Origin of the sequence: Pseudonocardia lacus (assembly GCF_018531445.1) — a bacterium.
Lineage (GTDB): Bacteria > Actinomycetota > Actinomycetes > Mycobacteriales > Pseudonocardiaceae > Pseudonocardia > Pseudonocardia lacus.
The window spans coordinates 1-26,489 of sequence record NZ_JAHDTH010000113.1 but is presented as its reverse complement, the minus strand read 5'-3'; the positions used below and the strand labels follow the sequence as shown (position 1 = coordinate 26,489).

Below are 26,489 nucleotides of genomic sequence, written 5' to 3'. Positions count from 1 at the left end.
CAGCGGGTCGGGGGGCGCTCACCGGCCGCCGCTGGCGGCGCCCGCGCCCGGCGGACCGGACGGGGCCGCGGGTCGGATCGGACCGATCCGGCCCGCGGGCTCAGCCGCGGACCGCGAGCGCGCGCACCGGGCAGGCCGCCACCCCGAGCCGGGCGACGTCCTCCTCCCCCGCCGGCACCTCGCGGTCGGGGCCGACGGCGCTGCGGCCGTCGTCGTCGAGCGGGAACAGGTCCATGTCGACGACCGAGCACTGACCGTGCCCGTCGCACACCGCGGGATCGACACCGATCCTCACCGCAGCACCATCGTCACCGCGCCACCATCGTCACCGCGCCACCATCGTCACCGCGCCACCATCGTCACCGCGCCACCATCGTCACCATCGTCACCGCGCCACCATCGTCACCGCGCCACCATCGTCACCGCGCCACCATCGTCACCGCGCCACCATCGTCACCGCACCACCTCCAGCGCCTCCAGCGCGCGCGAGGCCAGCACGGGCTTCCAGACCGGTTCGGCGGCCAACGCCAGCCCGGGCATCCGCTCGACGACCCGCCCGACCGCGATCCGGGTCTCCATCCGGGCCAGCTGGGCGCCGATGCAGGCGTGGATCCCCTTGCCGAACGCGACGTGCGGGTTGGGGCTGCGGGCCAGGTCGACGGTGTCCGGGTGGGCGAACCGGTCCGGGTCGCGGTTGGCCGCGGCCAGCACCAGGTGCACCCGCTGGCCCGGCTCGATGCGCCGGCCCCCGATCTCGGTCTCGGCCACGACCCAGCGGTTGACCACCTTGATCGGGCCGTCGAAGCGCAGCAGCTCCTCGACGGCCGGGGCCAGCAGCGCGGGCTCGGCGCGCAGCCGGGCCAGCTCGGCGGGGTGGCGCAGCAGCGCGAGCACGGCGTTGGCGATCGAGTTGGTGGTGGTCTCGTGACCGGCGAACAGCAGCAGCGCGCACATCGCGGACAGCTCGTCGTCGGTGAGCCGGTCGCCGCTGTCGCTGCCCATCATCGCGCTGAGCATGTCCTCGCCCGGCTCGACGCGGCGCCGGGCGATCAGCTCCCGGAAGTAGGCGTCCATCTCGCGCAGCCCGGCCAGCGCCCGCTCGTGCCGCTCGGCCCGCGCGCTCCCGCCGGTGCCGAACGCGACCAGGGCCAGCTCGTCGGACCAGCCGCGGAACCGGTCGCGGTCCTCCGGCGGGGCACCCAGCATCGCGCCGATCACGGTGGCCGGCAGCGGGTAGGCCAGCCCGGCGATCAGGTCGCCGCCGGTGAAGCCGTCGAGCAGCTCGTCGACCAGCGCCGTGATGCGGGCGTCCATCGCCGAGATCCGCTGCGTCCTGAACGCGCCGGCGGCCAGCTTGCGCAGGCGGGTGTGGGCAGGCGGGTCGGACACGACCATCCACTCGCCGATCAGCTCCAGCACGCGGTCGGCCGCTCCCGCGCCCTCCCCGCGCGCCTGCCGCGCCGCGCGGACCGGGCGGACCCGGTCGTTGGACAGCGCCTTGTCGGCGAAGGCCGCGGAGACGTCGTCGTAGCGGGTGAGCAGCCAGGCCCGGTGCTGCGCGCTCCAGTGCACGGGGTCGTGCGCGCGCAGCTCGGCGAACAGCGCGTACGGGTCGGCGGTGGCCCGCGGGGTCAGCAGGTCGTCGTCCAGGGCGGGGGTCATGACGCGATCAACGCCCGGGCCAGGCCCAGCCGGTCGCGCACCCCGTGCCCGCCGACGACCTCGCCGCCGGCCACCCGGACCAGCGCGACCAGGTGCAGGGTTGCCGGCAACCGGGCGTGGTCGGCGTCGAGGCCGGGCAGGCCCCCGCCGGCGTACCGCCCGGTCAGGGTGAGCCGGAACGCGACCCGCTCCCCGGCCGAGAACAGGTCGTCCACCCGGGACTCGGCGTCGTCGAGGAAGCGGTGCTCGTCGCCGTCGTCCCAGCGGACGCCGACGGCGGGCAGGCCGGCGGCGATCCACTCGCGCACCGCGGCCTCGGCGGCCGGGTCGGCCGGGACCGGCGCGGTGTCCCACGGCGCCACCGCGGGCGGGGCGACCGGGTCGGGCACCCCGTCGGCCAACTGGCGGCGGCGGGCGAGGTAGTCCTGCTCGACGCTGTTGTCCACCAGCGCGCGCCCGTTCCACCGGTAGAGCCCGATCCCGGTCCAGGACGCCGCGGCGCCGCCGTGCCGCACCGAGGCGCCGTGCTCGGAGAACCGCATGGCCAGCCGCTCGCCGTTGGTGACGATCTCGTGCACGGTGAGCCCGAGCCCCGGGAACTGGCTGAACTGCTTGACCGAGGCCGGGATGTAGGCCTCGTCCCGGCCGGCCACCACGTGCGGGCCCATCCGCAGCGTGTAGTCCGGCTCCATGATCTCGGCGCAGACGCTGGTGTCGTGCCGGTTCGTGTAGTCGACCACGTAGCGGCGCATCAGCGCGACGAACGGGTCCATCAGCACCCCCGGAACCGCGGCGGGCGCTTCTCGGTGAACGCCCGGATGCCCTCGGCGGCGTCGGCGCTGCCGTGCAGCGCGGTCAGCGCGGCCGTGGAGTGGTCGTACTCGCCGCGGTCGACCCCGCGGTTGACCAGCGCCTTCCCGGTGGCCACTGCGAGCGGCGCGGCGGCGGCCATCCGCCCGGCCAGCGCCCGGGCGGCGGCGGCCAGCTCGGCGGCCGGCACGACCTTCTGCACGAGCCCGATCCGCAGCGCGGTGTCGGCGTCGACCCGCTCCCCGGCGAACGCCATCAGCTTGGTCCACTGCCGGCCGATCACCGACGGCGCGCGCAGCACCCCGAAACCGGGGACGAGCCCGACGGCCGCCTCCGGCATCCCGAAGACCGCGGTCTCGGCGGCGATGACCACGTCGCAGGCCAGCGCCAGCTCGCAGCCCCCGCCCAACGCGTACCCACGCACGGCCGCCACGACCGGCAGCGGGCTCTCCTCGACCGCGGCGAACGTGCGCATGCAGTCGCGCTGGAACTCGCGCTTGGCCGCGGTGCCCTCCAGCTCGGCGAACCCGGCGATGTCGCCACCGGCCGAGAACGCCCGCTCCCCCGCCCCGGTGACGACCACCGCCCGGGTGCTGCCGTCGGCCTCCAGCGCGGCGAGCGCGTCGCGCAGCGCGGGCCAGAACGCGCGGCCCATGGCGTTGAGCTTGGCCGGGGCGTCCATGGTGATCGTGGCGACGCCGTCCGCGGTCTCCACGCGCAGGTTCACGGCCTGCTCCCGTGCGCGGCGATCGCGATGGCCGTGGCCACCACCCGGCGCGTCTCGGCGGGCTCGATCACGTCGTCGAGGGACAGGTGGGCGGCGGCCTCCCACGGCTCGGCCTCGCTGACCCATTCCGCGGTCAGCTCGGCGACGAGCTCGTCGTGCGCCTGCTGGCCCCGCTCGGCCAGCACCGTCTCCAGCCGGCGGCGGTTGACCGTGCGCACGCCCGTCTCCGGGGCCATGAACCCCAGCTCCGCCGAGGGCCACGCGAACAGGAAGTCGGGTGCGGTCGGGCGCCCGCCCATCGCGAAGTGCCCGCCGCCGTAGGCCTTGCGCAGCACCACCCCGACCTTCGGCACCCTGGCCTCGGCGATGCGCGAGACCAGCGCCTCGTAGCCGCGCAGGATGCCGCCGCGCTCGGCCGCGGTGCCGATCATCAGTCCGGGCACGTCGTGCAGGAACACCAGCGGCAGGCCGAACGTGTCGCACAGGTCGACGAAGGCCCGCTGCTTGGCCAGCGCGGGCGGGTCGAGCGCACCGGCCCGCACGATCGGCTGGTTACCGACGAGCCCGACCGGGCGCCCCTCGATGCGGGCGAGCGCGCACAGCACCGAGCCGCCCCAGCCGTCGGCCCACGGCAGCACGGACGCCTGGTCGGCCAGGCAGGCGAACACGTCGCGCATGTCGTAGCCGCTGCGGGCGCCCAGCGGGACCAGGGTTTCCAGCTCGGCCGGATCGCGGGCGGGCGGCAGCGGTGGCGCCCACGGCGGTGACCCGGCCGAGCTGGACGGCAGGTAGGACAGGAAGGCCGCGATCGCGTCGAACGCGTCGGCCTCGCCGTCCACGACGAGGTGTGCGGTGCCGGCCTCGGTGGCCGCGGCCGGCCCGCCCAGCTCGGCGTCGCCGACCTTCTCCCCGATCGCCGGCTCGACGACCGAGGGCCCGGACAGCGCGATCGAGGCGCTGCGCACCATGACCACGAAGTGCGCGGTGGAGGCGTGCAGCGCGGAGTCGCCGTAGCTGGGACCGAGCACCGCGGCCGCGCGGGGGACGACCGGCTCGCCGGGGCGCGGCCCGAGGAACGTGGTGAAGTCCAGCGGCAGCCCGGAGAACCGCCAGCCCGACACGTCGGGCATGCGGCCGCCGTCGGCGTCGCAGAGCAGCACCAGCGGGAAGCCGTGGCGCTGGGCGTGCTCGATGAGCCTGCCCTGCTTGCGCATGCTGATGGGGGCCGTGGTGCCGGCCAGCACGCTGGCGTCGATGCCGATGACGCCGACGCGGCGCCCGTCCAGCAGGCCGAAGCCGGTGACGACGGCGTCGCCGGGCACGTGCTTGGCCGTGCGCCGCTCGGGCAGGGCCAGCGCCCCGATCTCGAACCAGGAGCCCTCGTCGAGCAGCAGGTCGATGCGCTCGCGGACCGGCAGCCGCCCCGACGCCCGGTGCCGGGCCAGGCCCTCCGGCCCGCCCATGGCCAGCGCCCGCTCGCGGCGCGCGCGCAGGGCCGCGATGCGCTCGCCCATCTGCTCGGCGACGGTCACCGGACCTCCTGGTTCGTGGGGTAGGACGGTCTCGGGAGCGACGCTAGACTATCAGACGACCGGTTGGTAGACAGTCCGCCGACGGCGCCACCGGAGGGAACGGAGCAGGTCGTGCGGGAGATCCGGACCGTCCTCGTGGCCAACCGCGGCGAGATCGCCGTGCGGATCGTGCGCGCCTGCCACGAGCTGGGCCTGCGCGCCGTCGCCGTGCACAGCGACGCCGACGCCGACGCGCTGCACGTCCGGCTGGCCGACGAGGCCCGCCGCATCGGCCCCGCGCCGGCCCGGGAGTCGTACCTGTCGGTCCGGGCGGTGCTCGCCGCGGCCGGGGGTGTCGACGCCGTGCACCCCGGCTACGGCCTGCTCTCCGAGGACGCCGGCTTCGCCCGCGCCGTGACCGGCGCCGGGCTGGTGTTCGTCGGCCCGCCGGCCGACGTCATCGCCCGCATGGGCGACAAGGTCGCCGCCCGCGAGGTCGCCCGCGCGTGCGGTGTGCCCGTGCTGCCCGGCAGCACCGACACGAGCGCCGACATCGGCTGGCCGGTGCTGGTCAAGGCGTCCTTCGGCGGCGGCGGGCGCGGGATGCGGGTGGTGCGCTCCCCCGACGGGCTGGCCGCGGCGCTGGAGTCGGCCGCCCGCGAGGCCGGCGCCGCGTTCGGCCGGCCCGAGGTGTACCTGGAGCGCTACCTGGAACGGCCCCGCCACGTCGAGGTCCAGGTGCTCGCCGACGCCCACGGCGGCCTCGTGCACCTCGGCAGCCGCGACTGCTCGGTGCAGCGCCGCCACCAGAAGCTGGTCGAGGAGGCCCCCGCCGCCGACGTGCCCGCCGGGCTGCACGAGGCCGCGCTGCGGCTGGCCGGCGAGGTCGGCTACGTCGGCGCCGGCACCGTCGAGTTCCTGGTCGACCCGGCCACCGGCGAGTTCTTCTTCCTGGAGATGAACACCCGCCTGCAGGTCGAGCACGGCGTCACCGAGCTGGTGACCGGCGTCGACCTGGTCGCCGCGCAGCTGGCCGTGGCCGCCGGGGAGAAGCTGTGGTTCACCCAGGACGACGTCCGCCTCGACGGGCACGCGATCCAGGCCCGCATCGCCGTCGAGGACCCCTGGGAGTCGTTCCGCCCGGCCCCCGGGACAGTCACCGGGCTGCGGCTGCCGCTCGGTCCGTGGGTGCGCTGCGACATGGGTGTCGAGGCCGGCGGCGCCGTCCCCGCCGAGTACGACTCGATGATCGGCAAGGTGCTGGCCAGGGGCCCCGACCGGGAGAGCGCCCGCCGCCGGCTGCGCGCCGCGCTCGACGAGCTCCGCGTGGACGGCGTCCCCACCACGGCGCCCTACCTGCGCACCGTGCTCGACCGCGACGGCTTCGTCGCCGGCACCCACGACACCGGCTCCGTCGAGCGCGACTGGCCCCCCGACCCGGCCCGGCGCCCCGCGCCCGCCGGCCGGCGCGTGCGCCGCGTCCGGATCGCCACCGACCGCGGTCCGGTGGAGATCGCGATCCCCGCGGCGGCCCCGCCCCCCGGGGCCCCGACGACCACCCGCCCCGCGCGGGCGGAGAGCGCCGCCGGGTCGTCGGAGGGGCCGGACGGGCCGCCCACCGCGCCGATGGACGCCACGGTCGTCGCGGTCCCGGTCGAGGCCGGGACGGAGGTCGGCGCCGGGGACGTGCTGGTGGTCCTGGAGGCGATGAAGATGGAGATCGAGGTCCGGGCGGCGCGGGCCGGCACCGTCACCGCGGTGCACGTGGCCCCCGGCACCCCGGTCGCCGCCGGCACGACGCTGGCCGCCGTCACGCCTGCCTGACGCGCCGCCGGGCGGTGTAGGGCAGCGAGAACAGGTACAGCCCGCTGGCCATCAGCAGCAGCACCGGGGGAACCGGCAGCAGGAACACCCAGGTCGGCGGCGCCGTCACCGTCACGGCGACGACCGTGTCGATCAACACCGCGACGGTGAAGATGATCGACAGGTAGCGGTGGGCCTGGCGGATCCACTTGTTGCGGCTCATCGGGTCTCCCTGGGCAGCGTCGGTCACCGGCACCCATCCGCCCGGAGGCGGGGGAACCGGTTGTCGGAGTTCGGTGTGCGGACAACGCTAGGGGCGGGCGCCGGCCCGCGGCTTCTCGATTCCTGACCACTCCGGACCGGCGCGGGAGGACGACCATGACCGAGCCCGACCCCTCCGACCTCGACCGACTCACGGCCGCCCTGCACGTCAGCAACGGCGACGCCACCGAGGTGCCGGGCACCGGCCTCGCCGAGCGGGTGATCTACTGGCGCGACGCGCTGCACGAGGGCCCGGTGCCCGCGGTCGGCGCCGACGAGCTGCGCCGCACCCGCGCAGCCTTCCTGTCCCGGCACGCCGGCACCGACCCCGCCGGCACCGAGCGCGAGCTCGCCGAGCGCGACCACACCCTCGACGCCGCCCGCGACGGCGAGTACGTGCTGTGGTTCGAGGCCGACCTGTACGACCAGCTGCAGATCGTGCAGGTCCTCGCCCGCCTCGCCGAGCTGCGCGTCCCGGCCGACCGCATCACCCTGATCTGCATCGGCGAGCACCCCGCCATCGCCCGCTTCGGCGGCCTGGGCGAGCTGACCGCGGCCCAGCTGCGCGCCCTCGCCGCGACCAACGCCCGCCGCACGCTCACCCCGGCCGCGCTCGACCTCGCCACCCGGGCCTGGGCCGCCTTCCGCGCGCCGACGCCGTCCGGCCTGGCCGCCATCGCCGCCACCCGCTCGACCGACCTCCGGTTCCTCGGCGAAGCCTTCGACCGCCTCGGCCACGAGTACCCCGCCCACCGCGACGGCCTGTCCCTGACCGAGCGGCGGGCACTGGCCGCGGTGGCCGGCGGGGCGCCCGACGCCGGCACGGCGTTCGTCCGCGCCGCCGCCCGCGAGACCCGCCCCTTCCTCGGCGACCTCTGGTTCTTCGCCATCGTCGACCGACTGGCCACCGCCCCCCACCCCCTCCTCGACCTCTCGGACCGCCCTGTCGATCAGGGGACCGCGGTGCGGCTGACTCGCGTCGGGGAGCGGGTGCTTGGTGGGGAGGCCGATCACGTCGTGCTGAACGGGGTGGATCGGTGGGTCGGTGGGGTGCGGCTGCTGGGGAACGATCCGGGGTGGCGGTGGGACGACGGGGTCGAGGCTGTCGTGGGACCTTCGGCGGGTTCTTGAGGGGCCTCCGGCGGCGCCTTCGAGCTTGAGGGGCCTCCGGCGGCGCCTTCGAGCTTGAGGGGCCTCCGGCGGCGCCTTCGGCGAGATGCCTCCGGCGGCGCCTTCGCGGCGGGCGACCTCAGATCAAGCAGGGGTCGCCCCCTGCCGCCACGTCGGCCCCAGAGGGCAGCACATCCGCCGCGGCCCCCGCACGCTTGGCATGCACGAGCGGCGGTTGGCCTGTCAGGGTGCGGGGGCCACGTCGGATGTGCTGGCGCTACGCGCGCCGACGTGACGGCAGGGGCTCGGGGGAGGTCCCGGGCTCGCGTTCGGTCCCGGACCCGGCGCCGCTGGCCGGGGCGGTGCCTCGTCTTCGCAGGGTGAAGTGGCCCTCTCGGCCGAGTCGATCATGTGATTCGACCGTGTCGCAGCCGCGGGTGAGTCGTCGCAGCCCGCCGGCGGGCTGCGAGCACCCAGCCAGCGCTGCGACACCCACCCGGCGCTGCGAGGACACCCCTCACCCGCCCCTGCCCGCCGCGCGACGGACGAGGTGGCGGGGATGTCCGGTTCGCGGAGGCTGCCGGGGGCTCTCCTGAGCCCTCTCGACCAAGTCGATCATGTGATTCGGGCGTCTCGCAGCCGCGGGTGAGTCGTCGCAGCCCGCCGGCGGGCTGCGAGCACCGAGTCAGTGCTGCGACACCCACCCGGCGCTGCGAGGACGCCCCCGCCCGCCCCTCGCCGGGCCGCGCGGCGGCCACTTCACCCCCGAAGCCCCTGCTTGATCAGAGGTCGCCCTCCGCGTAGGAGCCACCGGAGCCCCCTCATAAGCCGGCCGCCGGAGGCCCCTCAAAGCGCGGGTCACTCCGTGGACGCGATCCCCCGGATCGCCATCTCCGCCAACTCCGCCGCGATCTGCTCCGCCGTGAACTCCCCACCCGGGCGGAACCACCGGTAGACCCAGTTCGTCGACCCCAGCACCGACAGCGCCGCCAGCCGCGGGTCGAGGTCGGCGCGGACGAGGCCTTCCTTCTGGGCCAGTTCGATCAGGTCGCGGAAGACGCCCTGGTAGGCGTGTTCGTTGCCGAGGACCTCGGTCCGCCGCTCCGGCGGCAGGGCCGAGAGCTCGTGGAGGAAGACGGTGGTCTGGACCAGGTTCTGGCAGGTGTGCTCGACGTGGCCGACGATGACGTTGCGCAGGCGCTGCAGCGGGTCGCCGGGGGTGCCGGCGCGGGCGCGGACGACGGCGAGGCCCTCCTTGTGCACGGCGCTGATGACGTCGAAGAGCAGGTCTTCCTTGGACTGGATGTAGTAGTAGAGGCTGCCTTTGAGCATGCCGAGGCGGTCGGCGATGTCCTGCAGGGAGGCGGCGTCGTAGCCCTTCTCGTAGAAGACGCGGGTGGCCACCTCGATCAGCTCGGCCCAGCGCTCCTCGCGGGGTTTGCGCTCTCCACCGGAGCGGCGGGCGCTGCGCCCCGCTGGCTGTCGCATCGCACTATCCTACCGTTTGGTAGGCAGCTCACCTGATCGTCGCCCCGGCGTCGACCGGGAGGGCCACGCCGGTCACGTACCGGGCCTCGTCGCTGGACAGGAACAGCACCGCGTTGGCGATGTCGACCGGGTCGACCCAGGGCACGGGCAGCGCGTTCAGCGACAGGAAGCCGGGCATCGCCTTCTCCCGCGTCGGTTCGGGGTCGTCGGGGGCGAACATCCCCCACGTCCCGGGGTTCTGGATCATGTGGGTGTCGACGTTGGTGGGGTGCACGGTGTTGACGCGGATGCTGTGCGGGGCCAGCTCGTTGGCCATCGTGCGCATCAGCCCGACGATCGCGTGCTTGGCCGCCACGTAGTGCGCGACCTGCATGATCCCCTTGAGCCCGCCGATCGAGCTGGTGAACACCATGCTGCCGGCGCCGCGGGCGATCAGGTGCGGCACCGCGGCCTTGGCGGTGTGCCAGACCCCGGTCAGGTTGACGTCGAGCATCTCCTGCCACTGCCGCTCGGTCAGCTCCCAGGACATCCCGTAGCTGGCGATGCCGGCGTTCGCGACGACGGTGTCGAGCCCGCCCAGCTGGTCGACGCCCGCCGACAGGGCCGCGGCGAGGCCGTCGGCGTCGCGGACGTCGGCGACCGAGGCGACGATCCGCCGGTCCAGGCCCTCCACCGCGGCCACCGTCTCGTCGAGGTCGGCGGGGGTGGCGAGCGGGTACTTGTCGACGGTGTCGATCGGCGCGCAGGCGTCGACGGCGATGATGTCGGCGCCCTCCTGGGCCAGCCGCAGCGCGTGCGCGCGGCCCTGGCCGCGGGCCGCGCCGGTCACGAACGCGACCTTGCCCGCCATCCGCCCGGCCACGGCTCCCCCTACTTGATCGTGAAGCCGGCGTCGACCGGCAGCATGACGCCGGTGACGTAGCGGGCCTCGTCGCTGGCCAGCCACAGCACGGCGTTGGAGATGTCCACCGGGTCGACCCACGGCACCGGCAGCGCGTTGGTCGCGGCGAACGCCTCGGCGGCCTTCTCCCGGGTGGGGCTGTCGTCGTCGGGCAGGAACAGGCCCCAGGTCTTCGGGTTCTGGATCATCGTGGTGTCGACGCCGGTGGGGTGCACCGTGTTGACGCGGATGCTCTGCGGGGCGAACTCGTTGGCCAGCGTGCGCATGATCCCGACGACGCCGTGCTTGGTCGCCGTGTAGTGCACGGTGTTGGGGATGCCCTTGATCCCGGCGGTGGAGCTGGTGATGACGATGGACCCGCCGCCGTTCGCGATCAGGTGCGGGAGCGCGGCCTTGCAGGTGTTCCACACGCCGGTCAGGTTGACCGCGATCATGTCGTTCCAGGCCTGGTCGGTGATCTCCAGTGCCGGGGCGATCTCGAAGACGCCGGCGTTGGCGCAGACGATGTCCAGCCGGCCCAGCTGGGCGACGCCGTCGGCGACGGCCGCGGCGAGCGCGGCCGGGTCGCGCACGTCGGCCTTGGTGGCGATCACCCGCCGGTCGAGGTCCTCGATCAGCCGGACCGTCTCGGCCAGGTCCTCCTCGGTGGCCGGCGGGTACATCTCGATCGTCGGGACCCGGTCGCACAGGTCGACGGCGATGATGTCGGCGCCCTCCTGGGCCAGCCGCAGTGCGTGGCTGCGGCCCTGACTGCGGGCGGCCCCGGTCACGAAGGCGACCTTGCCCTCGACGCGTCCCGTCATACGGATCGCTCCTGTTCCGCCCAGTAGGGGTCGCGCAGCGCGCGCTTGAGGATCTTCCCGGTGGGCGCCTTGGGAAGCTCCGCGACGAACTCGACCGAGCGCGGCTTCTGGTAGGACGCCAGGTGCGCCCGCGCGGTGTCGATGATCTCCCGCTCGGTGGCCGCGGTGCCCGGCTTGAGCACGACGAACGCCTTGACGCTCTCGCCCCACTCCTCGTCGGGCACGCCGATCACCGCGCACTCCAGCACCGACGGGTGCTGGTTGACGGCCTCCTCGACCTGGACCGAGTAGATGTTCTCGCCGCCGGAGATGATCATGTCCTTGGCCCGGTCGACGATGAAGACGTAGGAGTCGGCGTCCCAGGTGGCGATGTCACCGGTCCACATCCAGCCGTCGCGGACCGTGGCGGCGGTCAGGTCGGGGCGCTTCCAGTAGCCGAGCATGTTCGCCTCGGACCGCACGACGATCTGCCCGGCCGTCTTCCCGTCCTTGGGCACCGGGACGCCGTCGGGGTCGACGACCCGCACGGTCGTCACGAAGCCCTCGCGCCCGCACGAGCGCAGCCGCTCGGGGTGCACGCCGCGCACGGCGTCGGCGTGGTCCTCCTGGGCGAGGAAGCACATGGTGGTGCCCTCGGTCTGCCCGTAACCCTGGATCAGCGTGCACGGGAACGACTCGAGCGCGGCCTTGACCACCGAGGACGGCATCGGCCCGCCGCCGTACTGGATGTTGCGCAGCGACGACAGGTCGAAGCCGGCGAAGCCGGGCACGGCCATCATCCAGTTGAGCATCGTGGTGATGCCCAGGAACGCCGAGACGCGCTCCGCTTCGATGATCTCCAACGCCGCCCGGGCCTCGAAGTTCATCAGCACCAGCGGGCAGCCGTGTCGCATGTAGTTCATCGAGAGCACGACCGGGATGTGGTACATCTGCCCGGTCAGCATGTAGACGTCGGTCGCCACGATCCGCTCGGCGACGGTCTGGTTGAGCATCCCGAACGACACGCTGGTGTGGCTGTGCAGCGCGCCCTTCGACTCCCCGGTGGTGCCGCCGGTGTAGAGGATGAAGAACGGGTCGGCGTCGCCGACGTGCGCCGACGCCGCCGGTTCGGTGTCCGGGCTGCGTTCGAGGAGGTCCTCGTAGCTGCCGTCGCCGCCGGCGCCGTACTGCAACCAGTGCGGCACGTCGACGGCGGCCTGCAGCTGCTTGGTCGTGTCCAGCCACTCGTCGGAGCTGATGACGACCTTCGGGCCACCGTCGGCGACGATCCGGCCGAGCTCGCCCGCGCCCAGGCGCCAGTTCAGCGGTTGCGCGACGAGCCCGGCGCGGCCGGCGGCGTAGTACAGCTCCTGGTACTCGATGGAGTTCTTGGCCAGGATCGCGACCCGGTCGCCGCGGTCGAGGCCGAGCCCGGTCAGCCCGTTGGCCAGCCGGCGCACCCGCCCGTCGAGGGTGCGCCAGTCGATCCGCCGCCCGTTCGCGGTGTCGACGATGGCGTCGCGCCCGGGGGTGAGCGCCGCCCACTTCTCCGGGATCCGGCCGATGTTGACCATCGTCGGCTCAGTAGGGCAGGTCGAGGTAGATGTGCCGGGTCGCGATCAACCACTCGCCGCCGGTCTTCACCAGGTCGTCGCGGTACCAGCCGGTCGACAGGACCTTCGCCGCGCCGCCCTCGATCGAGATCAGCGTCAGGTTGCTGGTGGTGGAGGCGGTGTCCGGGGTCTGCTTGACCAGCACCAGGTTGGAGATGTTGTGCCGGCGCTGGTCGGTCTGGCCGGCCAGCGAGTCGGCGTGCAGCTTGCGGATCGCCTCCCGGCCCTCGAACGGGCCGATCGTGTCGCCGTCGCGGCCGATCTGCAGGGTCATCGTCGCCGTCTCGGTGAACTGCGCGGCGATGAGGTCGACGTCGTCCTCGTCGTAGCCCCAGGCCGCCCGGCCCAGGACGTTCTCGATCTCGGCTCGTGCGGTCATGGCGGCTCCGTGGCATCGACATCATCGTCTAACGGCCGTTTGGTAGCGGTGAGGCTAGCACCAGCCCCCGACCCCGACAAGCACTCCGACCTGCGGCCGGCCGCGGGCAGCCGCGCGAGCGCAGGTAGGTCAGCACGGCCAGCACCCGGCGGTTGGACTGCTCGTCCGGCGAACCACCGACAGGAGGTGTCACCGTCACAGGCCGGCGGCGCGGGCGGTTCGGCGGATCGTCGCCAGGGGGCCGTCCAGGTCGCCGGCGGTGGCGCCGGGGGTGAGGGCGACGGCGAGGTCGATGCCTTCGGCGGCGAAGGCGGCGGCGCGCTCGGCGACCGCGCCACCGTCGCCCACAGCGCACATGTGGTGCACGGCCCCGTCGGGGACGAGGGCGAGAGCGCCGCGGCGGTCGCCTGCGGTCCACAGGTCCGTGGCCCGCGCCAGCGAGGGGAACGAGCCGGCGAACGACGGGGCGTGGGTGGGGACCATGGCGTACTGCAGCACCAGCCGCCGCATCCGCGCCATGGCCTCGTCGACGCGGTCGGCGGCGTACGCCCAGAACGACACCATCGCCCACACCGATCCCGGCGCCCGCCCGGCCTCGCGCTCGCCGTCCCGGACGAGCGCGAGCCGCGGGGCCACCTCCGACGGCGGGCACCAGGTGAGGAACACCCCGTCGGCGACCCGCCCGGCCAGTCGCAGCATCCGCGGGTTCATCGCGCCCAGCACGATCGGTGGCGGGTGCGCCACGGGCAGGGTGGGGCGGAAGCCGCGCACCTTCTCCCCCGCCCAGGCCGCACGGAGCGCCGCGATGTAGGCCTCGGCCTTCTCGACCGGGCGCTCGTAGGCCAGTCCGTGCCACTCGCGCACGATCAGCGGGCTGCTCACGCCGAGCCCGGCCAGCACCCGGCCCGGCGCGGCCGAGGCCAGGGTCGCGTAGGCCATGGCGGCCAGGGGCGCGGTGCGCGGGTAGATGGAGGCGATTCCGGTGCCGACCCGGATGCGGTCGGTCGCGCCGAGCATGAGCCCGAGCATCGAGAACGCCTCCGGGCCCGCGACCTCCCCCACCCAGGCCGAGTCGTAGCCGCACTCTTCGGCGGCCCGGACCAGCTCCAGGTACTGCGGTGCGGTCAGCCCGTCGTCGACGGGCATCGTCACGCCCAGCTTCACGGGGCGCGCACCTGGCGGGCGACGGCGCGGGTGTCGTACCAGGTGCCGATGCGGGTGATCCCGGCGCCGGCGGCGTCGAAGACGTCCAGCGCGTCGAACACGACCAGGCGCCCGTCGCGCAGCCGACCGCTGAACGCGATCTCGCAGACGACCACGTCGGGGGCGAGGATCCAGCGGGTCACCTCGTCGTGGTGGGCCGCGTACCCGGCCAGCACGGCCGGGAAGTGCGCCAATGCCGCCTCCCGCCCGACCACCGGCGGCCCGCCCGCCGTGTGGATCTCGACGTCCGGCGCGAAGACGGCGGCCAGGTCGGCGAAGCGGTCGGAGTTGATCGCCGCGAAGTAGGCCTCGACCAGGTCCTTCACGACACGAGCGCCTTCAGCTCCTGCATCGCCCCGAACGACCACTTGGCCAGCGACGGGTCACCGAACGCGGTGATGTTCCACAGGACGAGGTGGCGCAGCCCGTTCGCCCGGTACTCGGCCAGTTCCTCGGCGACCTGCGCGGGCGTCCCGGCGAACGCGTAGTGCCGCACGACCTTCGGCGGGATCGCGTCGATGATCCGTAGCGACTCCGCGCGCGGCACGGTGCTCGGGATGAAGTCGTGGAAGCCGGACCCGGCGTCCAGCGGCGGCGGCACCCCGAGGTCGCGGAACACCTGCGACGGCAGCAGCACGCACAGCGCCCGCACCAGCGGCGCCTCGGTCAGCCTGCGGACGGTCTCGGCGTCCGGTCCCATCAGGACGTAGCCGAGCATCCCCGGCGTGATCGCGGCCGGGTCGCGCCCCGCGTCCTGGGCGGACTGCTGGATCGCGGTCAGCGCCTTGCCGTAGTCGGGCGCGGACATCTTGGTGGGCAGCCAGCCGTCGGCCTTGGCGCCGGTCAGCGCGAGCATGCGGGGGCCGTGCGCGGCCGTCCAGATCTCCGGCGGGCGCTGCCCGTAGGGCCGCAGCCCGAGAACCGCGTGGTCCAGGCGGTGGAACCGGCCCTCGAACGACACGGGCCCGTCGGCCTCCCACAGCAGCCGCATGACGTCGATGCCCTCGGCCAGCCGGGCCACCGGCCTGTCGAACGGCATCCCGTAGGGCGTGACGTTGAGCTTCTCCCCGCTGCCCAGCCCGATGATCGCCCGGCCCTTCGTGACGTGGTCCAGGGTGAGCGCGGACGCGGCGGCCATCGCCGGGTGGCGCCGGATGAGGTCGGTGACGACCACGCCGACCTTGATCCGGGTGGTCTGGGCGCCGACGACCCCCATCATCACCAGCGGGTCGAAGTAGGTGTGGGGGTTGGGCTGCACGGCCGCGAGCGGCGTGAGGTCGGGCGTCCACATCGTGTCGGGGTGCCAGCCCATGAGGTGGTCGGGCCACCAGACGGCGTCGAACCCGTCGGCCTCGGCGCGCTGCGCGAACCGCACGGCCGCGTCAGCGGGCGGCATGATCTGCCCGGGGACGCCCAGCTCCAGCCGGTCGGCCATCAGTAGCGCCAGCCGTCGCCGAACGTCGGGATGCGCCGGCCGAGGTAGTCCTCCACGCAGGTCAGCGCGGCGCGGGCGGCGCGGTCGGTGCCGATGCCGCGGGAACGGAACGTCTCGCTGGCGAACCACAGCCCCTCGACGTTCGGCGCGCGCCAGTGCGGCCGGTACCGCCCGACCAGCCCGGGCATCTGGATCACCCCGAAGGACGGCTCGAACACCAGGTGCCGGCGGCGCCACAGCGGCTTCGCCATCGCCGGCCACATGGTCTCGATGTCGCGCTCGAAGGCCAGCATCGTCTCGCGGCACCACTGCCGGTCGCGGCCCTTGGCGCCGGGGATGATCGCGCCCATGACGTGCAGGTGGGTGCCCGGGGGCGAGCACGTCGGGTCCATCGCGGACTGGTCGAACATGAAGCCCGAGCAGTCGGTCGACGGTGTCGACGTCCAGGTCGACAGCTCGCGCGGATCGAACCTGGTCACCGGTTCGGCGGTGGCCAGGTGCAGCCCCAGCCAGGCGATCCGGAACTTGTCCTGGGCCAGGAACTCGATCTGCGAGGCGTACCACTCGGGCAGCTGCTGGCGGGGCACGACGTTGAGCACCGTCCACACCGGCAGCGTCGAGATCACCGCGGGCGCTTCGAGGACCTCCTCCTCGAAGAACTCGTTGGGCAGCACGCGCGGCTCGCGCCCGATCGCGACGCCCTTGACCTCGCCGCCGGAGATGACGACGCGCTCGACGTTGGTGCCCAGCCGCAGCTCGCCGCCGTTCGCGGTGATCGAGTCGGCCAGGTCGCGCCACATGCCGTCCCAGCCCTGCCCCGGCCAGCACGAGTAGGCGGCGGTGTTGCGCTCCTCGAAGTGCATCTTGCGGACGTAGAGGTTGTCGCTGGCCGAGTGGTCGTACCAGTTGTCGGTCATGCACTCCAGGACCGAGATGAACTCGAAGAGGTCGACCACGCCCTGGTCGTCGGTGTGCTGGTGGATCCACTCGCGCAGCGACCGGTCGTCCCACTCGTCGAGGCGCTCGTAGGGGGTCTGGACGAGCGCCTTGATGACCTTCTTGAGCTCGGTGCGGTCGGTGTAGCGGTCGCGGATGGATGTCCAGCCGGCGGCGTTGTCCCAGATGGGCATGTCGTTGGAGACCTCGCCGTGCACCAGCTCCTTGCCGGCGTGCTCGAAGACCTTGGTCAGGCCCGAGCCGGGGTCCTCGATGAGGTGGCCGCCGAGGTTGACGGTGAAGCCCTCGTCGCGCACGGCCATGGCCCGCCCGCCCAGGTGCGGGCTGCGGTCGAGCACCACGACCCGCTTGCCTTCGGCCGCCAGCAGGGCGCCCGCGGACAGCCCGGCGGCGCCCGCCCCGATCACCACGACGTCGTAGCGCACGGCTGCCTCCCTACCAAACGACCGTTTTACGGTCTCACGGGCCGGTCCGGGGACGCAATACGGGCCGTCCCGTCCAGCGCCCGCACGACCTCCGCCGGACGCTCGACATCGAGCCACACGGCGCACTCGACGCCGTCGGCCCGCACCTCGGTCACCTGGCCGCCCGCGACCACCCGCTCGCCCGCGTACACGGCGCCGACGAACCGCGCCCGCGTGCCCAGCACCCGGTCGGCGCCGCCGGCGAACGCGACCAGCATCGTCTGCACGTACCCCAGCGTGATCGGGCCCTGCACGACCAGCCGACGGCCGAAGCCGAGCGCGGCCGAGGCGGCCGGATCGAGGTGGATCGGGTTCGGGTCGCGCAGCAGGGCGGCCATCGTCCGCAGCGCCGCCGGCTCGACGGTCACGGTCAGCGGCGGCAGCGCGTCGCCCGCCCGCATCAGCCGGGCCGCCGGAAGACGTAGCCGGGGCGCACCTCGGCGTGCACGGCGCCGTCCGGGCCGCACAGCTCGATCAGCACCGTGACCAGGTCGAACGGTCCCGAGCGGCCGGACCGGCGGCGCGCGTCCTCGACGACGGCCCGCACGTGGTACTCGACGCCCGCCCGGAGCGGTCGGGCGAACTCCACCGCCCACTCGCCGAGCACCGGCCCTTCCGCCGACGACGACCCGAACAGCGCGAACAGCTCCTCCAGCTCGACCCCGAGGCCGTCCTGGGCGACCAGGAGCGCGACCGTGGGGTGCAACACGCCGCACTCGCTCGGCGGCGCGCCCACCAGGCCGCGGACGAGCCGGTCGACGTCGGGCTCGACGCGCATCCGGCCGCCGGGGAAGCGGTGGCCGACCCGCGCCCGCAGCTCGTCCTCGCGCACCTGTCCACCGTCGGGCAGCGCTGTTAGGTTGTCAAACGATTGGTAGGTGAGCGTCGATGTCGAGGACGACGGCCGGGCCCACCCTCATCGACCTGCTGGAGCAGCGCGCCCGCGACGCCCCGGCGGCCGGCGTCGCCTTCCCGGACGGCGCAGCGACGTGGCCGCGGCTGGAGGCCACCGCCCGCCGCCTCTCGGCGGTGCTGTGGGCGGCGGGAATCCGCCCGGGCGACGCCGTCGGCGTCCTGCTGGCCGGTGGGCTGGACAGCATCACCTGGTGGTTGGGCGCGGCCCGGATCGGCGCGGTGACGGTGCCGCTCAACGCCCGGCTGCGCGCCGGGGAGCTGGCCCACCAGCTGCTCGACGCCGACGTGCGCCTGCTGCTGACCACCGGCGACTTCGCCGACCGCCTCCCCGACCTCGGCACGGCCGTCCCCGGCCGGCTCGTCCTGCCCGGCTTCCCCGCCCTGCGCGCGGTCGTCGCGCTGGACGACCCGGCCCCACCGGGTCACCTCCCCCGCGCCGCGCTGGAGGCCGCGGTCGACCAGGACGGCGCCGATCGCGCCCGCGCGGCGCTGACCGGCACCGACCCGATCCTGACCCTGTACACCTCGGGCACCACCAGCCGCCCGCGCGGCTGCGTCCACGACCACGCCTCGCTGGTCGCCGAGGGCGAGGCGGTCGCCGGGCGGCTCGGCCTGCGCCCCGACGACCGGTTCTGGACGCCGCTGCCGATGTTCCACTGCGGCGGCTTCGACGTGGTCGTGGCCGCGCTGGCGGGCCGGTGCGCGATGGTGCACTCGGGCCCGTTCGAGCCGGGCGCCGCGCTGCGCCAGCTGGAGCACGAGCGGTGCACCGTCGCCTTCCCGGCGTTCGAGACGATCTGGCTCCCCGTCCTGGAACACCCCGACTTCGCCGCGACCGACCTGTCGGCGCTGCGGCTGGTCGCCAACGTCGGCGCCCCGGAGCGGATGCGCGCCATGCAGGCGGCCCTGCCGCACGCCGTGCAGGTGTCCTGCACGGGCATGACGGAGTCGTTCGGGTTCTGCTGCGTCGGCTCCCCCGACGACCCGCCCGAGGTCCGCGCCACGACGTGCGGCGTGCCGCTGCCGCACATGCAGGTCAGGGTGGTCGACCCGGCGACCGGCGAGCCGGTGCCCCCGGGGACGCCCGGCGAGCTGCGCTTCCGCGGCGCCTCCCGGATGCGCCACTACCACCGCGACCCCGAGCTCACCGCCGCCCGCATCGACGCCGGGGGCTGGTTCGCCTCCGGCGACCTGGTCGTCGCCGACGGCGCCGGCCGGATCGCGTTCCGCTCGCGGATCAAGGACATGCTCAAGGTCGGCGGCGAGAACGTGGCGGCCGCCGAGGTGGAGGGCTTCCTGTCCGAGCACCCCGCGGTCGGGATCGTGCAGGTCGTCGGCGTCCCCGACGCGCGCTACGGGGAGGTCCCGGCCGCCTTCGTGCAGCTGCGCCCCGGCGCCGCCGCGACCGAGGGCGAGCTGATCGCCTGGTGCCTCGGGCGGATCGCCACCTTCAAGGTGCCCCGCTACGTGCGGTTCGTCGACGACTGGCCCATGTCGGGCACGAAGGTGCAGAAGTTCCGGCTGCGCGAGCGGATCACCGCGGAGCTGGCCGCGGCCGGGGTCACCGAGGCGCCCCGGCCGGCCGCGCCGGGCCGGCCGCGCGCGACGATGACCACGTGACGCACCGGTTCGACACCGCGACCGCACTGCACGAGGCCGGCGAGCTCAGCTGGACCGCCGAGGTCGACGACGGCTGGGTGTCGCTCAGCGGCGTGCCCAACGGCGGCCACCTGATGGGCCTGGCGCTGCTGGCCGCGTGCCGCGCGGTGCCCGGCGTCGAGCCGCTCACCGCCACCGCCCACTTCCTGCGCCCTGGCCTGATCGGGCCGGCGCGCCTGGACGTCGAGGTCGTCAAGCGCGGCCGGACCTGCAGCACGGCCGTCGTGCGGCTGGAGCAGGGCGGCAAGGAGCGGGTGCGGACGCTGGTCACGCTCGGCGGCCCGGACGGCGGCCCGGCCGACTTCGCCCCGCCCGCTCCCCCGTTCCCCGGCCCCGACGAGTGCCCACCGGCCGACCCGGAGGTGATCGGCTCGGCCAGCGTCCGGCAGCGCTTCGACTACCGGCTGGTCGCGGTCGACGGCGCCCGGGTGCACGGCTGGATCCGGTTCGCCGACGGCCGCGAACCCGACCTCGCCGCCGTGCCGCTGGTGGTCGACAGCTTCCCGCCCGCGGTCCTCGGGGAGCGCCCCGGCGTCACGATGTCGACGTTGGAGCTGACCGTGCACTTCCGGCAGCCGCCGGCGCCGGGGTGGTTGCTGGCCCGGATCGGCAGCCGCGCGCTGCTGCACGGCACGGTCGAGGAGGACGCCGAGCTGTGGGACTCCGCCGGCCGGCTGGTGGCGATGAGCCGGCAGATCGCGCAGATCGCGTGAGGCCGGTCAGAAGTCGCGCAGCTCGATCGTGACGCGGGCGACGTCGCCCGGGGTGAGCCCTTCCGCCGTGCGCACCGCCTTCTTCACCGGCAGCGCGTAGCACCCCCGGCCCGCGTCCGGGAAGATCGACGTCTGCCAACCGGACGCGCCGATGGTGACGGTGACGCGCACCGAGCCGAAGCCGTTGGCCATCCCCTCGGTGCGGTGCCGGATCTCCTCGGAGTCGTCGACGGGGAGGCTGACGAACGTCCAGCTGTCGTGCTTGCGGGCGTCCCACAGCCACAGCTCGGCGTCGAAGGCGTAGGCCACGGCGGCCAGCATGCCGGGCACCCCCGACAAGTCCGTCAGCGCTCGGCGCTGTCGTAGGCCTCGCGGGCGGCGTGCACCTCGGCGATGTGCGACTCGGCCCACTCCTTCACCGCGAGCTGCACCGGCAGCAGGCTCTTGCCGAGCACGGTGAGCGCGTAGTCGACCCGGGGCGGCACCGTGCCGGCGACCGTGCGCGAGACCAGCCCCTCGCGCTCCAGCTTGCGCAGGGTCTGGGTGAGCATCTTCTGGGTCGCCCCGGCCACGGTGCGGCGCAGCTCGGAGTGCCGCAGCGGGCCGTCGGCCAGCGCGCTCAGCACGAGCGTCACCCACCGGTCGCTCAGCGTCGCCAGCACCTCGTGGCCGGGGCATTCGCGCAGGTTCGCGTTGTACTCGCGGGTGGCCAGCTCGCGGCGCCGGGCCGCGGTCTGCGTCGTCATGGGCACTCCTGGGGACCCGGGGCACCTCGAAGTGCCCTCTGCTGCGCGGGCGCCGTCGTCCATAGCGTCCTGTTCCGTGAACGCCACCATCATCGCCCGCAGTCCCGGCGGGCCCGACGTCCTGGAACTGGTCGACCGCCCGCTGCCCGAGCCCGGGCCGGGCCAGCTGCGCGTCCGCGTGCAGGCCTCGACCGTCAACCCCATCGACCTCTCGCACCGCGCGGGCCGGCTCGCGTCCGCCGGCCTCACCGCCCCGTCGGACACCATCGAGCTGGGCTGGGACGTGGCCGGGCGGGTCGACGCCGTCGGCGCGGGCGTGCGCTCGTTCGCGGTCGGCGACGCCGTCATCGGCCTGCGCGACCTGCTGTTCGCCCCCGGCGCGCACGCCGAGCACGTCGTCCTCGACGAGACCGCGCTCGCCCCGGCCCCGCCCGGCCTGCCGCCCGAGCTGGCCGCCGCCCTGCCGCTCAACGGGCTCACCGCCGCCCGCTCGCTCGACCTGGCCGCCGTCCCGGCCGGGGGCACGCTGCTGGTGACCGGGGCCGGGGGCGGCGTCGGCGGCTTCGCCCTCGAACTGGCCGCGCTGCGCGGCCTGCGCACGGTGGCGCTGGCCCGACCCGGGCAGGAGGACCTGGTCGGCGGCGCCGAGCACGTCGTCACCTCGGCCGAGGGCCTGGGGGCCGCCGTGCGCCGGCTCGTTCCCGGTGGTGTCGACGCGGTCGTCGACGCGGCGGTGCTGGGCATCGTCGCGCACGACGCGCTGCGCGGCGGCGGCACCTTCGTCGCGCTGGTCGCGCCCTTCGCTCCCCCGCCGATCCGCGGCACCCGGGTCGTCGTGCAGGAGGTGCTGGCCGACGGCGCCCGGCTGCGGGAGCTGTCCGCGCTGGCCGCCGCCGGGCGGCTCACGCCACGGGTCGCCGAGCAGCTGCCGCTGGCCGAGGCGGCGCGGGCGCACGCCCTGCTGGAGGCCGGCGGCCTGCGCGGGCGTGTCGTGCTGCGCCCCTGAGCCCGGCCGGCCCACTTCGCAGAGTCGCCGTAGTCTTCGCAGGCTCTCCGGCACCTGTGAGGACCACACCGCCCCTGCGAAGACGACTTCGTCACCCGCCGGCGGCAGCTCCCGTGCGGTCGTCCGCGGGTCGGGACGCGCCCAGCCGCCGCTGCAGCGCCCCGGCGATCCGGCGCGCCTGCGCCACCGCGTGCTCGGCGCGCTCGCCGCGGTGGCGCTCCTCGACCGTGGCCGTCCACAGCGCGAGCCAGCGCTCGAACATCGCCGGGGTGAGCGCCACCTCGGCATCCAGCTGCAGGTGCGGGCGCAGCGCGTTGCCGCGGTAGGCGCCGGTGCGCAGCAGCACGGTCTCCCAGAAGTCGCACATGGTGGGCAGGTGCGCGGCGAGGTCCATGCGGGCGATGTCGACGAACACCGGCCCGAGCAGGTCGTCGGCGAACGCCCGGCGGTAGAAGGCGACGACGACGGCCTCGATGTCGTCGCGGTCGGCGATGTCGTGCGGGGCGATGCTCATGCCAGTGCCCCGGCCAGCGCGAACGCCCCCAGCACGGGCAGCGCGACCACCTTGACGACCTCCAGTCCGATGTAGACCAGGTGCCAGCGCGACCCGGCCTCGCCCGTGCCGTCGACGACCTCGACCGCGCGTCGGTCGAGGCGGCGCCGGACCACCAGCGCCTGCCACAGCAGCAGCGCCCAGAGCCCGCCCAGCGCGAGCGGGACCACGTCGGTGGTCGGCGCGACCAGCACCGCGACGGTCAGGGCGAGCGCGAGCAGCACCTCCAGCGCGTTGAGGGCGCGGAACACCAGGCGCCCGATGCCGACGCCCAGCGCCACGGTGATCCCCGGCGCGCGGAACTTCAGCGGTGTCTCCAGGAACGAGATGCCCAGCACCGCTCCGCACCACAGGAACGGCGCCGCCACCTGCACCAGCACCGGCCAACTCATGTCTCATCTCCTGCCTGGTCCGGGATGGGGACGATCCGCGCCACGCAGACCCCGGGTTCGACGAACGGGCGCAGCTCGGGGGCGGTGGCGGCGATGCCGAGGCGGTCGAGCGCGCCGCGCAGCAGGCCGAGGTGCAGGGTGCAGACGACCTCGGGGTGGGCCGCGGCGACCGCGTGGAACGGGCACGCGTGCAGCCGGATCTCGGTCGGTCCGGCGTCCGGTCCGCGGGGGGCGTCCGGGTCGAAGCCGAGCTCGGCGAACAGCCCCACCAGCGGGGCGAGCCCGGCGGCGTCGGCGTCCGGTTCCCGCGGACGCACCAGTCGCGCGGCCGTGGCCCGACCGGCGCGCTCGGCGGCGGCAACCGGGTCCGGATCGGCCCGGTCCCAGCCGGCGGCCAGCGCGGCGGCCAGCAGTTCGTAGCCGGTCCCCAGCGCCGCCGGGGCGGTGGCGGGGCGGTAGCGCATCCGGGGGCGGCCGCGCGCGCCCGACGCCTCGGACCGTCCCTCGACCAGGCCCGCCTCGGTCAGCGCGGCGAGGTGGAACCGCACGGTGTTGGGGTGCGCCCCGGTGGCGGCGGCCAGCTCGCGCAGGTCGAGCGGGCGGTCGCTGTCGCGCAGGGCCCGCAGCAGCGCGCGGCGCGCCGGCGCGGCGAGCGCCGCGTGCGCGGTGCCCGGGCTGTCGTCCACGCCCACAGCCTAATTAAAACGATGATCCTCGTGCAAATCAGGTCGAGGGCGGAAGCCGGCGTAGGCGTCCGCTACCGGCTGGTGGGGTGTCGGTGGGGGAGGGTCCGCACCCACCGCACCGCGAGCCGCAGTTCGTAGACCGCTGCCGTCCACCGCGTGTTGCGTGTCATGTGGCGAGCGTGGTCCTGCCAGGGCGCGGTGTGATGGGCGACACGCGGGCAGGTCGCCCCATCCGGGGCGGCTGGTGTCGCCCTGGATGGGGCGCGGCGACGTCGACACCTGGACGGAACTGGTCGTCGACGTGAACTCCGATGGCCGGGTCTTCGAGCTCCGCGTCACTCAGGCGCTCACCCAGGCCGACGCGACCGCGAACCTGCCCAAGCAGCTGCTCGCCGCGCTGCGGTTGCCCGACGCGGACACCGGGAAGCGACCGCAGCACCGGGGCGCCCGCGCGGACGCTGAACCGAACGTCCCCCGCCGAGACGGCGAAGGCGCGGCCGGGAGGCCCTGGCCGCGGGGTGATCCGCCCACCCTGCGGGCACCCGACCCTTCGGCCATCCTCGTTCCCGGCACCGCAGCCGACCGGGGAGCACGACCATGAATTCCGACACCGCCGTCGGGTCCGACGACCGGCTCGTCCGCTCCGGCGTGCGCCGGGCCGGGCGCCGGCTGGTCCCGCTGCTGATCCTGCTGTACTTCGTCAACTACCTCGACCGGGTCAACATCGGGTTCGCCGGACCGAACGGCATGAACGAGGAACTGGGCCTGTCGGCCACCCTCTTCGGCGTCGCGGCCGGGGTGTTCTTCGTCGGCTACCTGCTGCTGGAGGTGCCCAGCAACCTGATGCTGCACCGCTTCGGCGCCCGCCGGTGGATCGCCCGCATCATGATCACCTGGGGGATCGTGGCCACGGCCATGGCGTTCGTGCCCAACGCCACCGTGCTCATCGTCCTGCGGTTCCTGCTCGGCGTCGCCGAGGCCGGCTTCTTCCCCGGGATCATCCTGTACCTGACCTACTGGTTCCCGGCCGCGCAGCGGGCCAGGATGACCGCCTGGTTCATGACCGCGATCCCGATCTCCACCGCGCTCGGCGCCGTGCTGTCCACGCAGATCATCCAGCACGCCGACGGCTGGTTCGGGCTGTCCGGCTGGCGGGTGATGTTCCTGCTGGAGGGCATCCCGTCGGTGCTGCTGGCCTTCGTCGTCTGGTTCTGGCTGACCGACCGGCCCGCCCAGGCCCGCTGGATGCCGCAGGCCGAGCGCGACGCCCTGGAGCGGGCGCTGGCCGCCGAGAGCGAGGAGGTGGCGCAGGCGGGGCCGGAGTCGGTGCTGGGGGCGCTGCGCAGCCCGCGGGTGCTGGCGCTGTCGTGGGTGTACTTCGGCATCGTCTATGGCCTGTACGCGCTGGGCTTCTTCCTGCCGACGATCATCAAGGGGTTCTCCGAGCAGTACGGCACCTCGTTCTCGACCGTCCAGCAGGGCCTGATCAACGCGATCCCCTACGCCGTCGGCCTGCTGGCGATGATCCTGTGGACCCGCCGCGCCGCCGACCCCACCATCCGCGTCGCCGTCCCCGCCCTGGTCGGCGGCCTGGCCATCCCGGTCGCGCTCTACCTGGCCGACCCGTGGCTGGCCATGCTCGCCGTCACGATCTGCGCCTGCGGCGTGCTGTCCGCCCTGCCCGGCTTCTGGTCGCTGCCCACCGCCTACCTGACCGGCGCCGCCGCGGCCGCCGGCATCGGCCTGGTCAACTCGCTGGGCAACCTGTCCGGCTTCGCCGCCCCCTACGTGACCGGGGCGCTGTCCGACGCGACCGGCAGCAACCGGCTCGGGCTGTGGGTCGTCGGGATCTGCATGGTGTCGGCGGCCGTCGTGACCTGGCTGCTGCGCCGGACGCGCCCCCGCAACGAGGTCACCGCGGTGCCACCCGAGTCCACAGATCGGTGAACTCGATCGCGTCGAAGAAGGCGATCACCTCCACGATCCGCTCCCCCGCCAACCGCATGTACCAGGTGTAGGTGTTGCGGTAGGGCTGCCCGTCGCGGGCCGTGCCGGACGCGTCGAACAGCGCGATGACCCAGTCGCCGTCGGCGTACAGGCCCCGCACCACCGGCTTCAACGGCCCCGACATCCGGGCGTTGAACGGCCCGATGACCGCGTCGAGGAACGCCTGGCGGCTCGGGTAGCTGCCGGCGGCCGGGCTGTTGCCGGTGACGGTCCAGGTGGCGTCGTCGGCGAGGATGTCGAACGGGGTGCCGGTGCCGGCCGCCCACTGCTCGAACGCCCGGCCGATGCGGTCCTTGTTGGCCTGTTCGGCGGTCATCGTGGACTCCTCGGCGTTGGCTCGTTCCGGATTCTAGGCGCCTGCGGCGGGCTCTTGAGGGGCCTCCGGCGGCTCCTACGCGGAGGGCGCCCTCTGATCGAGCAGGGGGGAAGCCCCTGCCGTCACGGCAGGGGCTTCCGGGGGTGGAATGGCCGCCGCTTCGCGGCCGAGCGGGGCGGGGCGGGGCGGGCGAGAGCCGGGCAGGGCGTCCTCGCAGAGCGGGGTGGGTGTCCTCGCAGCGTCGGGTGGGTGACGCAGACGTGGCCGGGTGCTCGCAGCGCGCCGGCGCGCTGCGACGACCCACCCGAGGCTGCGAGGTCGGCGAGGGCCGGCCGAGGAGGGCGTCCTCGCAGCGCCAGGTGCGTGCCGCAGCGGCGGCCGGGGGCTCGC

The 26,489-nt window shown here is 74.5% G+C and carries 29 protein-coding genes; 6 read left to right on the top strand and 23 right to left on the bottom strand.

Annotated elements, in window-relative coordinates; genetic code table 11:
* Positions 1–100 precede the first annotated feature (100 nt).
* The 5 genes from KIK08_RS22820 to KIK08_RS22800 form a co-directional block, all read right to left on the bottom strand.
* On the bottom strand, positions 101–295 hold the full coding sequence (locus KIK08_RS22820) for a ferredoxin (RefSeq protein WP_214404890.1): 195 nt from the start codon (positions 293–295) through the stop codon (positions 101–103).
* Between the two features lie 158 nt (positions 296–453).
* Positions 454–1,662: a cytochrome P450 gene (locus KIK08_RS22815; RefSeq protein WP_214405271.1), complete on the bottom strand. Its 1,209-nt coding sequence runs from the start codon at positions 1,660–1,662 to the stop codon at positions 454–456.
* Positions 1,659–2,435 carry an ester cyclase gene (locus KIK08_RS22810; RefSeq protein ID WP_214405270.1) on the bottom strand — a complete coding sequence of 259 codons (777 nt, stop codon included), beginning with the start codon at positions 2,433–2,435 and terminating at the stop codon, positions 1,659–1,661. The genes KIK08_RS22815 and KIK08_RS22810 overlap by 4 nt, the downstream gene beginning before the upstream one ends.
* A complete protein-coding gene (locus KIK08_RS22805; RefSeq protein WP_214405269.1) occupies positions 2,435–3,199 on the bottom strand; it encodes an enoyl-CoA hydratase/isomerase family protein in 765 nt (254 codons plus the stop codon). Before KIK08_RS22805 ends, KIK08_RS22810 begins: the two co-directional genes overlap by 1 nt.
* Complete coding sequence (locus tag KIK08_RS22800) at positions 3,196–4,731, bottom strand: acyl-CoA carboxylase subunit beta (RefSeq protein ID WP_214405268.1); 1,536 nt, start codon at positions 4,729–4,731, stop codon at positions 3,196–3,198. Before KIK08_RS22800 ends, KIK08_RS22805 begins: the two co-directional genes overlap by 4 nt.
* 111 nt (positions 4,732–4,842) lie before the next feature.
* Here KIK08_RS22800 and KIK08_RS22795 point away from each other — a divergent pair, with 111 nt between their 5' ends.
* Complete coding sequence (locus tag KIK08_RS22795; RefSeq protein WP_214405267.1) at positions 4,843–6,534, top strand: acetyl/propionyl/methylcrotonyl-CoA carboxylase subunit alpha; 1,692 nt, start codon at positions 4,843–4,845, stop codon at positions 6,532–6,534.
* On the opposite strand, the gene KIK08_RS22790 is transcribed toward KIK08_RS22795, so the two are convergent.
* Complete coding sequence (locus tag KIK08_RS22790) at positions 6,521–6,736, bottom strand: hypothetical protein (RefSeq protein ID WP_214405266.1); 216 nt, start codon at positions 6,734–6,736, stop codon at positions 6,521–6,523. The genes KIK08_RS22795 and KIK08_RS22790 overlap by 14 nt on opposite strands.
* Positions 6,737–6,891: 155 nt before the next feature.
* Here KIK08_RS22790 and KIK08_RS22785 point away from each other — a divergent pair, with 155 nt between their 5' ends.
* Positions 6,892–7,905 carry a DUF1835 domain-containing protein gene (locus KIK08_RS22785; protein ID WP_214405265.1) on the top strand — a complete coding sequence of 338 codons (1,014 nt, stop codon included), beginning with the start codon at positions 6,892–6,894 and terminating at the stop codon, positions 7,903–7,905.
* Positions 7,906–8,742: 837 nt separating this feature from the next.
* Here the strand turns inward: KIK08_RS22785 and KIK08_RS22780 are convergent.
* The 11 genes from KIK08_RS22780 to KIK08_RS22730 form a co-directional block, all read right to left on the bottom strand.
* Complete coding sequence (locus tag KIK08_RS22780; RefSeq protein ID WP_214405264.1) at positions 8,743–9,372, bottom strand: TetR/AcrR family transcriptional regulator; 630 nt, start codon at positions 9,370–9,372, stop codon at positions 8,743–8,745.
* Positions 9,373–9,400: 28 nt separating this feature from the next.
* Positions 9,401–10,234 carry a mycofactocin-coupled SDR family oxidoreductase gene (locus tag KIK08_RS22775; RefSeq protein ID WP_308257813.1) on the bottom strand — a complete coding sequence of 278 codons (834 nt, stop codon included), beginning with the start codon at positions 10,232–10,234 and terminating at the stop codon, positions 9,401–9,403.
* 8 nt (positions 10,235–10,242) lie between these two features.
* A complete protein-coding gene (locus KIK08_RS22770; protein ID WP_214405263.1) occupies positions 10,243–11,076 on the bottom strand; it encodes a mycofactocin-coupled SDR family oxidoreductase in 834 nt (277 codons plus the stop codon).
* Positions 11,073–12,629, bottom strand: a complete 1,557-nt coding sequence (locus tag KIK08_RS22765; RefSeq protein WP_214405262.1) for an AMP-binding protein — start codon at positions 12,627–12,629, stop codon at positions 11,073–11,075. The genes KIK08_RS22770 and KIK08_RS22765 overlap by 4 nt, the downstream gene beginning before the upstream one ends.
* A gap of 7 nt (positions 12,630–12,636) precedes the next feature.
* On the bottom strand, positions 12,637–13,047 hold the full coding sequence (locus KIK08_RS22760) for a nuclear transport factor 2 family protein (RefSeq protein ID WP_214405261.1): 411 nt from the start codon (positions 13,045–13,047) through the stop codon (positions 12,637–12,639).
* A gap of 195 nt (positions 13,048–13,242) precedes the next feature.
* A complete protein-coding gene (locus tag KIK08_RS22755) occupies positions 13,243–14,211 on the bottom strand; it encodes an LLM class flavin-dependent oxidoreductase (RefSeq protein WP_214405260.1) in 969 nt (322 codons plus the stop codon).
* A complete protein-coding gene (locus KIK08_RS22750) occupies positions 14,208–14,576 on the bottom strand; it encodes a nuclear transport factor 2 family protein (protein WP_214405259.1) in 369 nt (122 codons plus the stop codon). The genes KIK08_RS22755 and KIK08_RS22750 overlap by 4 nt, the downstream gene beginning before the upstream one ends.
* Entirely contained in the window at positions 14,573–15,685 is a 1,113-nt protein-coding gene (locus tag KIK08_RS22745; protein ID WP_214405258.1) for an LLM class flavin-dependent oxidoreductase, read from the bottom strand. Before KIK08_RS22745 ends, KIK08_RS22750 begins: the two co-directional genes overlap by 4 nt.
* Positions 15,685–17,067, bottom strand: a complete 1,383-nt coding sequence (locus KIK08_RS22740; protein ID WP_308257812.1) for a phytoene desaturase family protein — start codon at positions 17,065–17,067, stop codon at positions 15,685–15,687. The genes KIK08_RS22745 and KIK08_RS22740 overlap by 1 nt, the downstream gene beginning before the upstream one ends.
* 26 nt (positions 17,068–17,093) lie before the next feature.
* A complete protein-coding gene (locus KIK08_RS22735; RefSeq protein WP_214405256.1) occupies positions 17,094–17,507 on the bottom strand; it encodes a MaoC family dehydratase in 414 nt (137 codons plus the stop codon).
* Complete coding sequence (locus tag KIK08_RS22730; protein WP_214405255.1) at positions 17,507–17,938, bottom strand: thioesterase family protein; 432 nt, start codon at positions 17,936–17,938, stop codon at positions 17,507–17,509. Before KIK08_RS22730 ends, KIK08_RS22735 begins: the two co-directional genes overlap by 1 nt.
* 56 nt (positions 17,939–17,994) lie before the next feature.
* Here KIK08_RS22730 and KIK08_RS22725 point away from each other — a divergent pair, with 56 nt between their 5' ends.
* Positions 17,995–19,641 (top strand): AMP-binding protein, encoded by a 1,647-nt coding sequence (locus tag KIK08_RS22725; protein WP_214405254.1) that lies wholly within the window; start codon positions 17,995–17,997, stop codon positions 19,639–19,641.
* Positions 19,638–20,393: a thioesterase family protein gene (locus KIK08_RS22720; protein WP_214405253.1), complete on the top strand. Its 756-nt coding sequence runs from the start codon at positions 19,638–19,640 to the stop codon at positions 20,391–20,393. Before KIK08_RS22725 ends, KIK08_RS22720 begins: the two co-directional genes overlap by 4 nt.
* A gap of 6 nt (positions 20,394–20,399) precedes the next feature.
* On the opposite strand, the gene KIK08_RS22715 is transcribed toward KIK08_RS22720, so the two are convergent.
* Together KIK08_RS22715 and KIK08_RS22710 are read right to left on the bottom strand one after the other, a co-directional pair.
* The gene (locus KIK08_RS22715) at positions 20,400–20,714 is read right to left on the bottom strand and encodes a DUF1905 domain-containing protein (protein ID WP_250557606.1); all 315 of its coding nucleotides are present in this window, start codon (positions 20,712–20,714) and stop codon (positions 20,400–20,402) included.
* A 23-nt stretch (positions 20,715–20,737) separates the two neighbouring features.
* Positions 20,738–21,139, bottom strand: a complete 402-nt coding sequence (locus KIK08_RS22710; RefSeq protein WP_214405252.1) for a winged helix-turn-helix transcriptional regulator — start codon at positions 21,137–21,139, stop codon at positions 20,738–20,740.
* Positions 21,140–21,215: 76 nt separating this feature from the next.
* Between KIK08_RS22710 and KIK08_RS22705 the strand changes: the two genes are divergently transcribed.
* A complete protein-coding gene (locus KIK08_RS22705; protein ID WP_308257811.1) occupies positions 21,216–22,145 on the top strand; it encodes an NADP-dependent oxidoreductase in 930 nt (309 codons plus the stop codon).
* 91 nt (positions 22,146–22,236) lie between these two features.
* Here KIK08_RS22705 and KIK08_RS22700 read toward each other — a convergent pair whose 3' ends face one another.
* The 3 genes from KIK08_RS22700 to KIK08_RS22690 are packed head-to-tail and all read right to left on the bottom strand — an operon-like array spanning position 22,237 to position 23,776.
* Positions 22,237–22,659, bottom strand: coding sequence for a group III truncated hemoglobin (locus tag KIK08_RS22700; RefSeq protein ID WP_214405250.1), 423 nt, complete (start codon positions 22,657–22,659; stop codon positions 22,237–22,239).
* Positions 22,656–23,090, bottom strand: a complete 435-nt coding sequence (locus KIK08_RS22695) for a hypothetical protein (protein WP_214405249.1) — start codon at positions 23,088–23,090, stop codon at positions 22,656–22,658. Before KIK08_RS22695 ends, KIK08_RS22700 begins: the two co-directional genes overlap by 4 nt.
* Entirely contained in the window at positions 23,087–23,776 is a 690-nt protein-coding gene (locus tag KIK08_RS22690; protein ID WP_214405248.1) for a helix-turn-helix transcriptional regulator, read from the bottom strand. The genes KIK08_RS22695 and KIK08_RS22690 overlap by 4 nt, the downstream gene beginning before the upstream one ends.
* A gap of 597 nt (positions 23,777–24,373) precedes the next feature.
* Here KIK08_RS22690 and KIK08_RS22685 point away from each other — a divergent pair.
* Positions 24,374–25,723 (top strand): MFS transporter, encoded by a 1,350-nt coding sequence (locus KIK08_RS22685; RefSeq protein ID WP_214405247.1) that lies wholly within the window; start codon positions 24,374–24,376, stop codon positions 25,721–25,723.
* Here KIK08_RS22685 and KIK08_RS22680 read toward each other — a convergent pair.
* A complete protein-coding gene (locus tag KIK08_RS22680; protein WP_214405246.1) occupies positions 25,689–26,099 on the bottom strand; it encodes a nuclear transport factor 2 family protein in 411 nt (136 codons plus the stop codon). The genes KIK08_RS22685 and KIK08_RS22680 overlap by 35 nt on opposite strands.
* Between the last annotated feature and the right edge of the window lie 390 nt (positions 26,100–26,489).

Excerpts from the sequence above, each read along its gene's own strand:
- KIK08_RS22745 (WP_214405258.1), bottom strand. The coding sequence starts at position 15,685 with ATGGCCGACCGGCTGGAGCTGGGCGTCCCCGGGCAGATCATGCCGCCC.
- KIK08_RS22735 (WP_214405256.1), bottom strand. The coding sequence starts at position 17,507 with ATGCGGGCGGGCGACGCGCTGCCGCCGCTGACCGTGACCGTCGAGCCG.
- KIK08_RS22715 (WP_250557606.1), bottom strand. The coding sequence starts at position 20,714 with ATGCTGGCCGCCGTGGCCTACGCCTTCGACGCCGAGCTGTGGCTGTGG.
- KIK08_RS22680 (WP_214405246.1), bottom strand. The coding sequence starts at position 26,099 with ATGACCGCCGAACAGGCCAACAAGGACCGCATCGGCCGGGCGTTCGAG.
- KIK08_RS22710 (WP_214405252.1), bottom strand. The coding sequence starts at position 21,139 with ATGACGACGCAGACCGCGGCCCGGCGCCGCGAGCTGGCCACCCGCGAG.
- KIK08_RS22765 (WP_214405262.1), bottom strand. The coding sequence starts at position 12,629 with ATGGTCAACATCGGCCGGATCCCGGAGAAGTGGGCGGCGCTCACCCCC.
- KIK08_RS22770 (WP_214405263.1), bottom strand. The coding sequence starts at position 11,076 with ATGACGGGACGCGTCGAGGGCAAGGTCGCCTTCGTGACCGGGGCCGCC.
- KIK08_RS22760 (WP_214405261.1), bottom strand. The coding sequence starts at position 13,047 with ATGACCGCACGAGCCGAGATCGAGAACGTCCTGGGCCGGGCGGCCTGG.
- KIK08_RS22685 (WP_214405247.1), top strand. The coding sequence starts at position 24,374 with ATGAATTCCGACACCGCCGTCGGGTCCGACGACCGGCTCGTCCGCTCC.
- KIK08_RS22780 (WP_214405264.1), bottom strand. The coding sequence starts at position 9,372 with ATGCGACAGCCAGCGGGGCGCAGCGCCCGCCGCTCCGGTGGAGAGCGC.
- KIK08_RS22785 (WP_214405265.1), top strand. The coding sequence starts at position 6,892 with ATGACCGAGCCCGACCCCTCCGACCTCGACCGACTCACGGCCGCCCTG.
- KIK08_RS22725 (WP_214405254.1), top strand. The coding sequence starts at position 17,995 with ATGTCGAGGACGACGGCCGGGCCCACCCTCATCGACCTGCTGGAGCAG.
- KIK08_RS22700 (WP_214405250.1), bottom strand. The coding sequence starts at position 22,659 with ATGAGCATCGCCCCGCACGACATCGCCGACCGCGACGACATCGAGGCC.
- KIK08_RS22790 (WP_214405266.1), bottom strand. The coding sequence starts at position 6,736 with ATGAGCCGCAACAAGTGGATCCGCCAGGCCCACCGCTACCTGTCGATC.
- KIK08_RS22695 (WP_214405249.1), bottom strand. The coding sequence starts at position 23,090 with ATGAGTTGGCCGGTGCTGGTGCAGGTGGCGGCGCCGTTCCTGTGGTGC.
- KIK08_RS22815 (WP_214405271.1), bottom strand. The coding sequence starts at position 1,662 with ATGACCCCCGCCCTGGACGACGACCTGCTGACCCCGCGGGCCACCGCC.
- KIK08_RS22810 (WP_214405270.1), bottom strand. The coding sequence starts at position 2,435 with ATGGACCCGTTCGTCGCGCTGATGCGCCGCTACGTGGTCGACTACACG.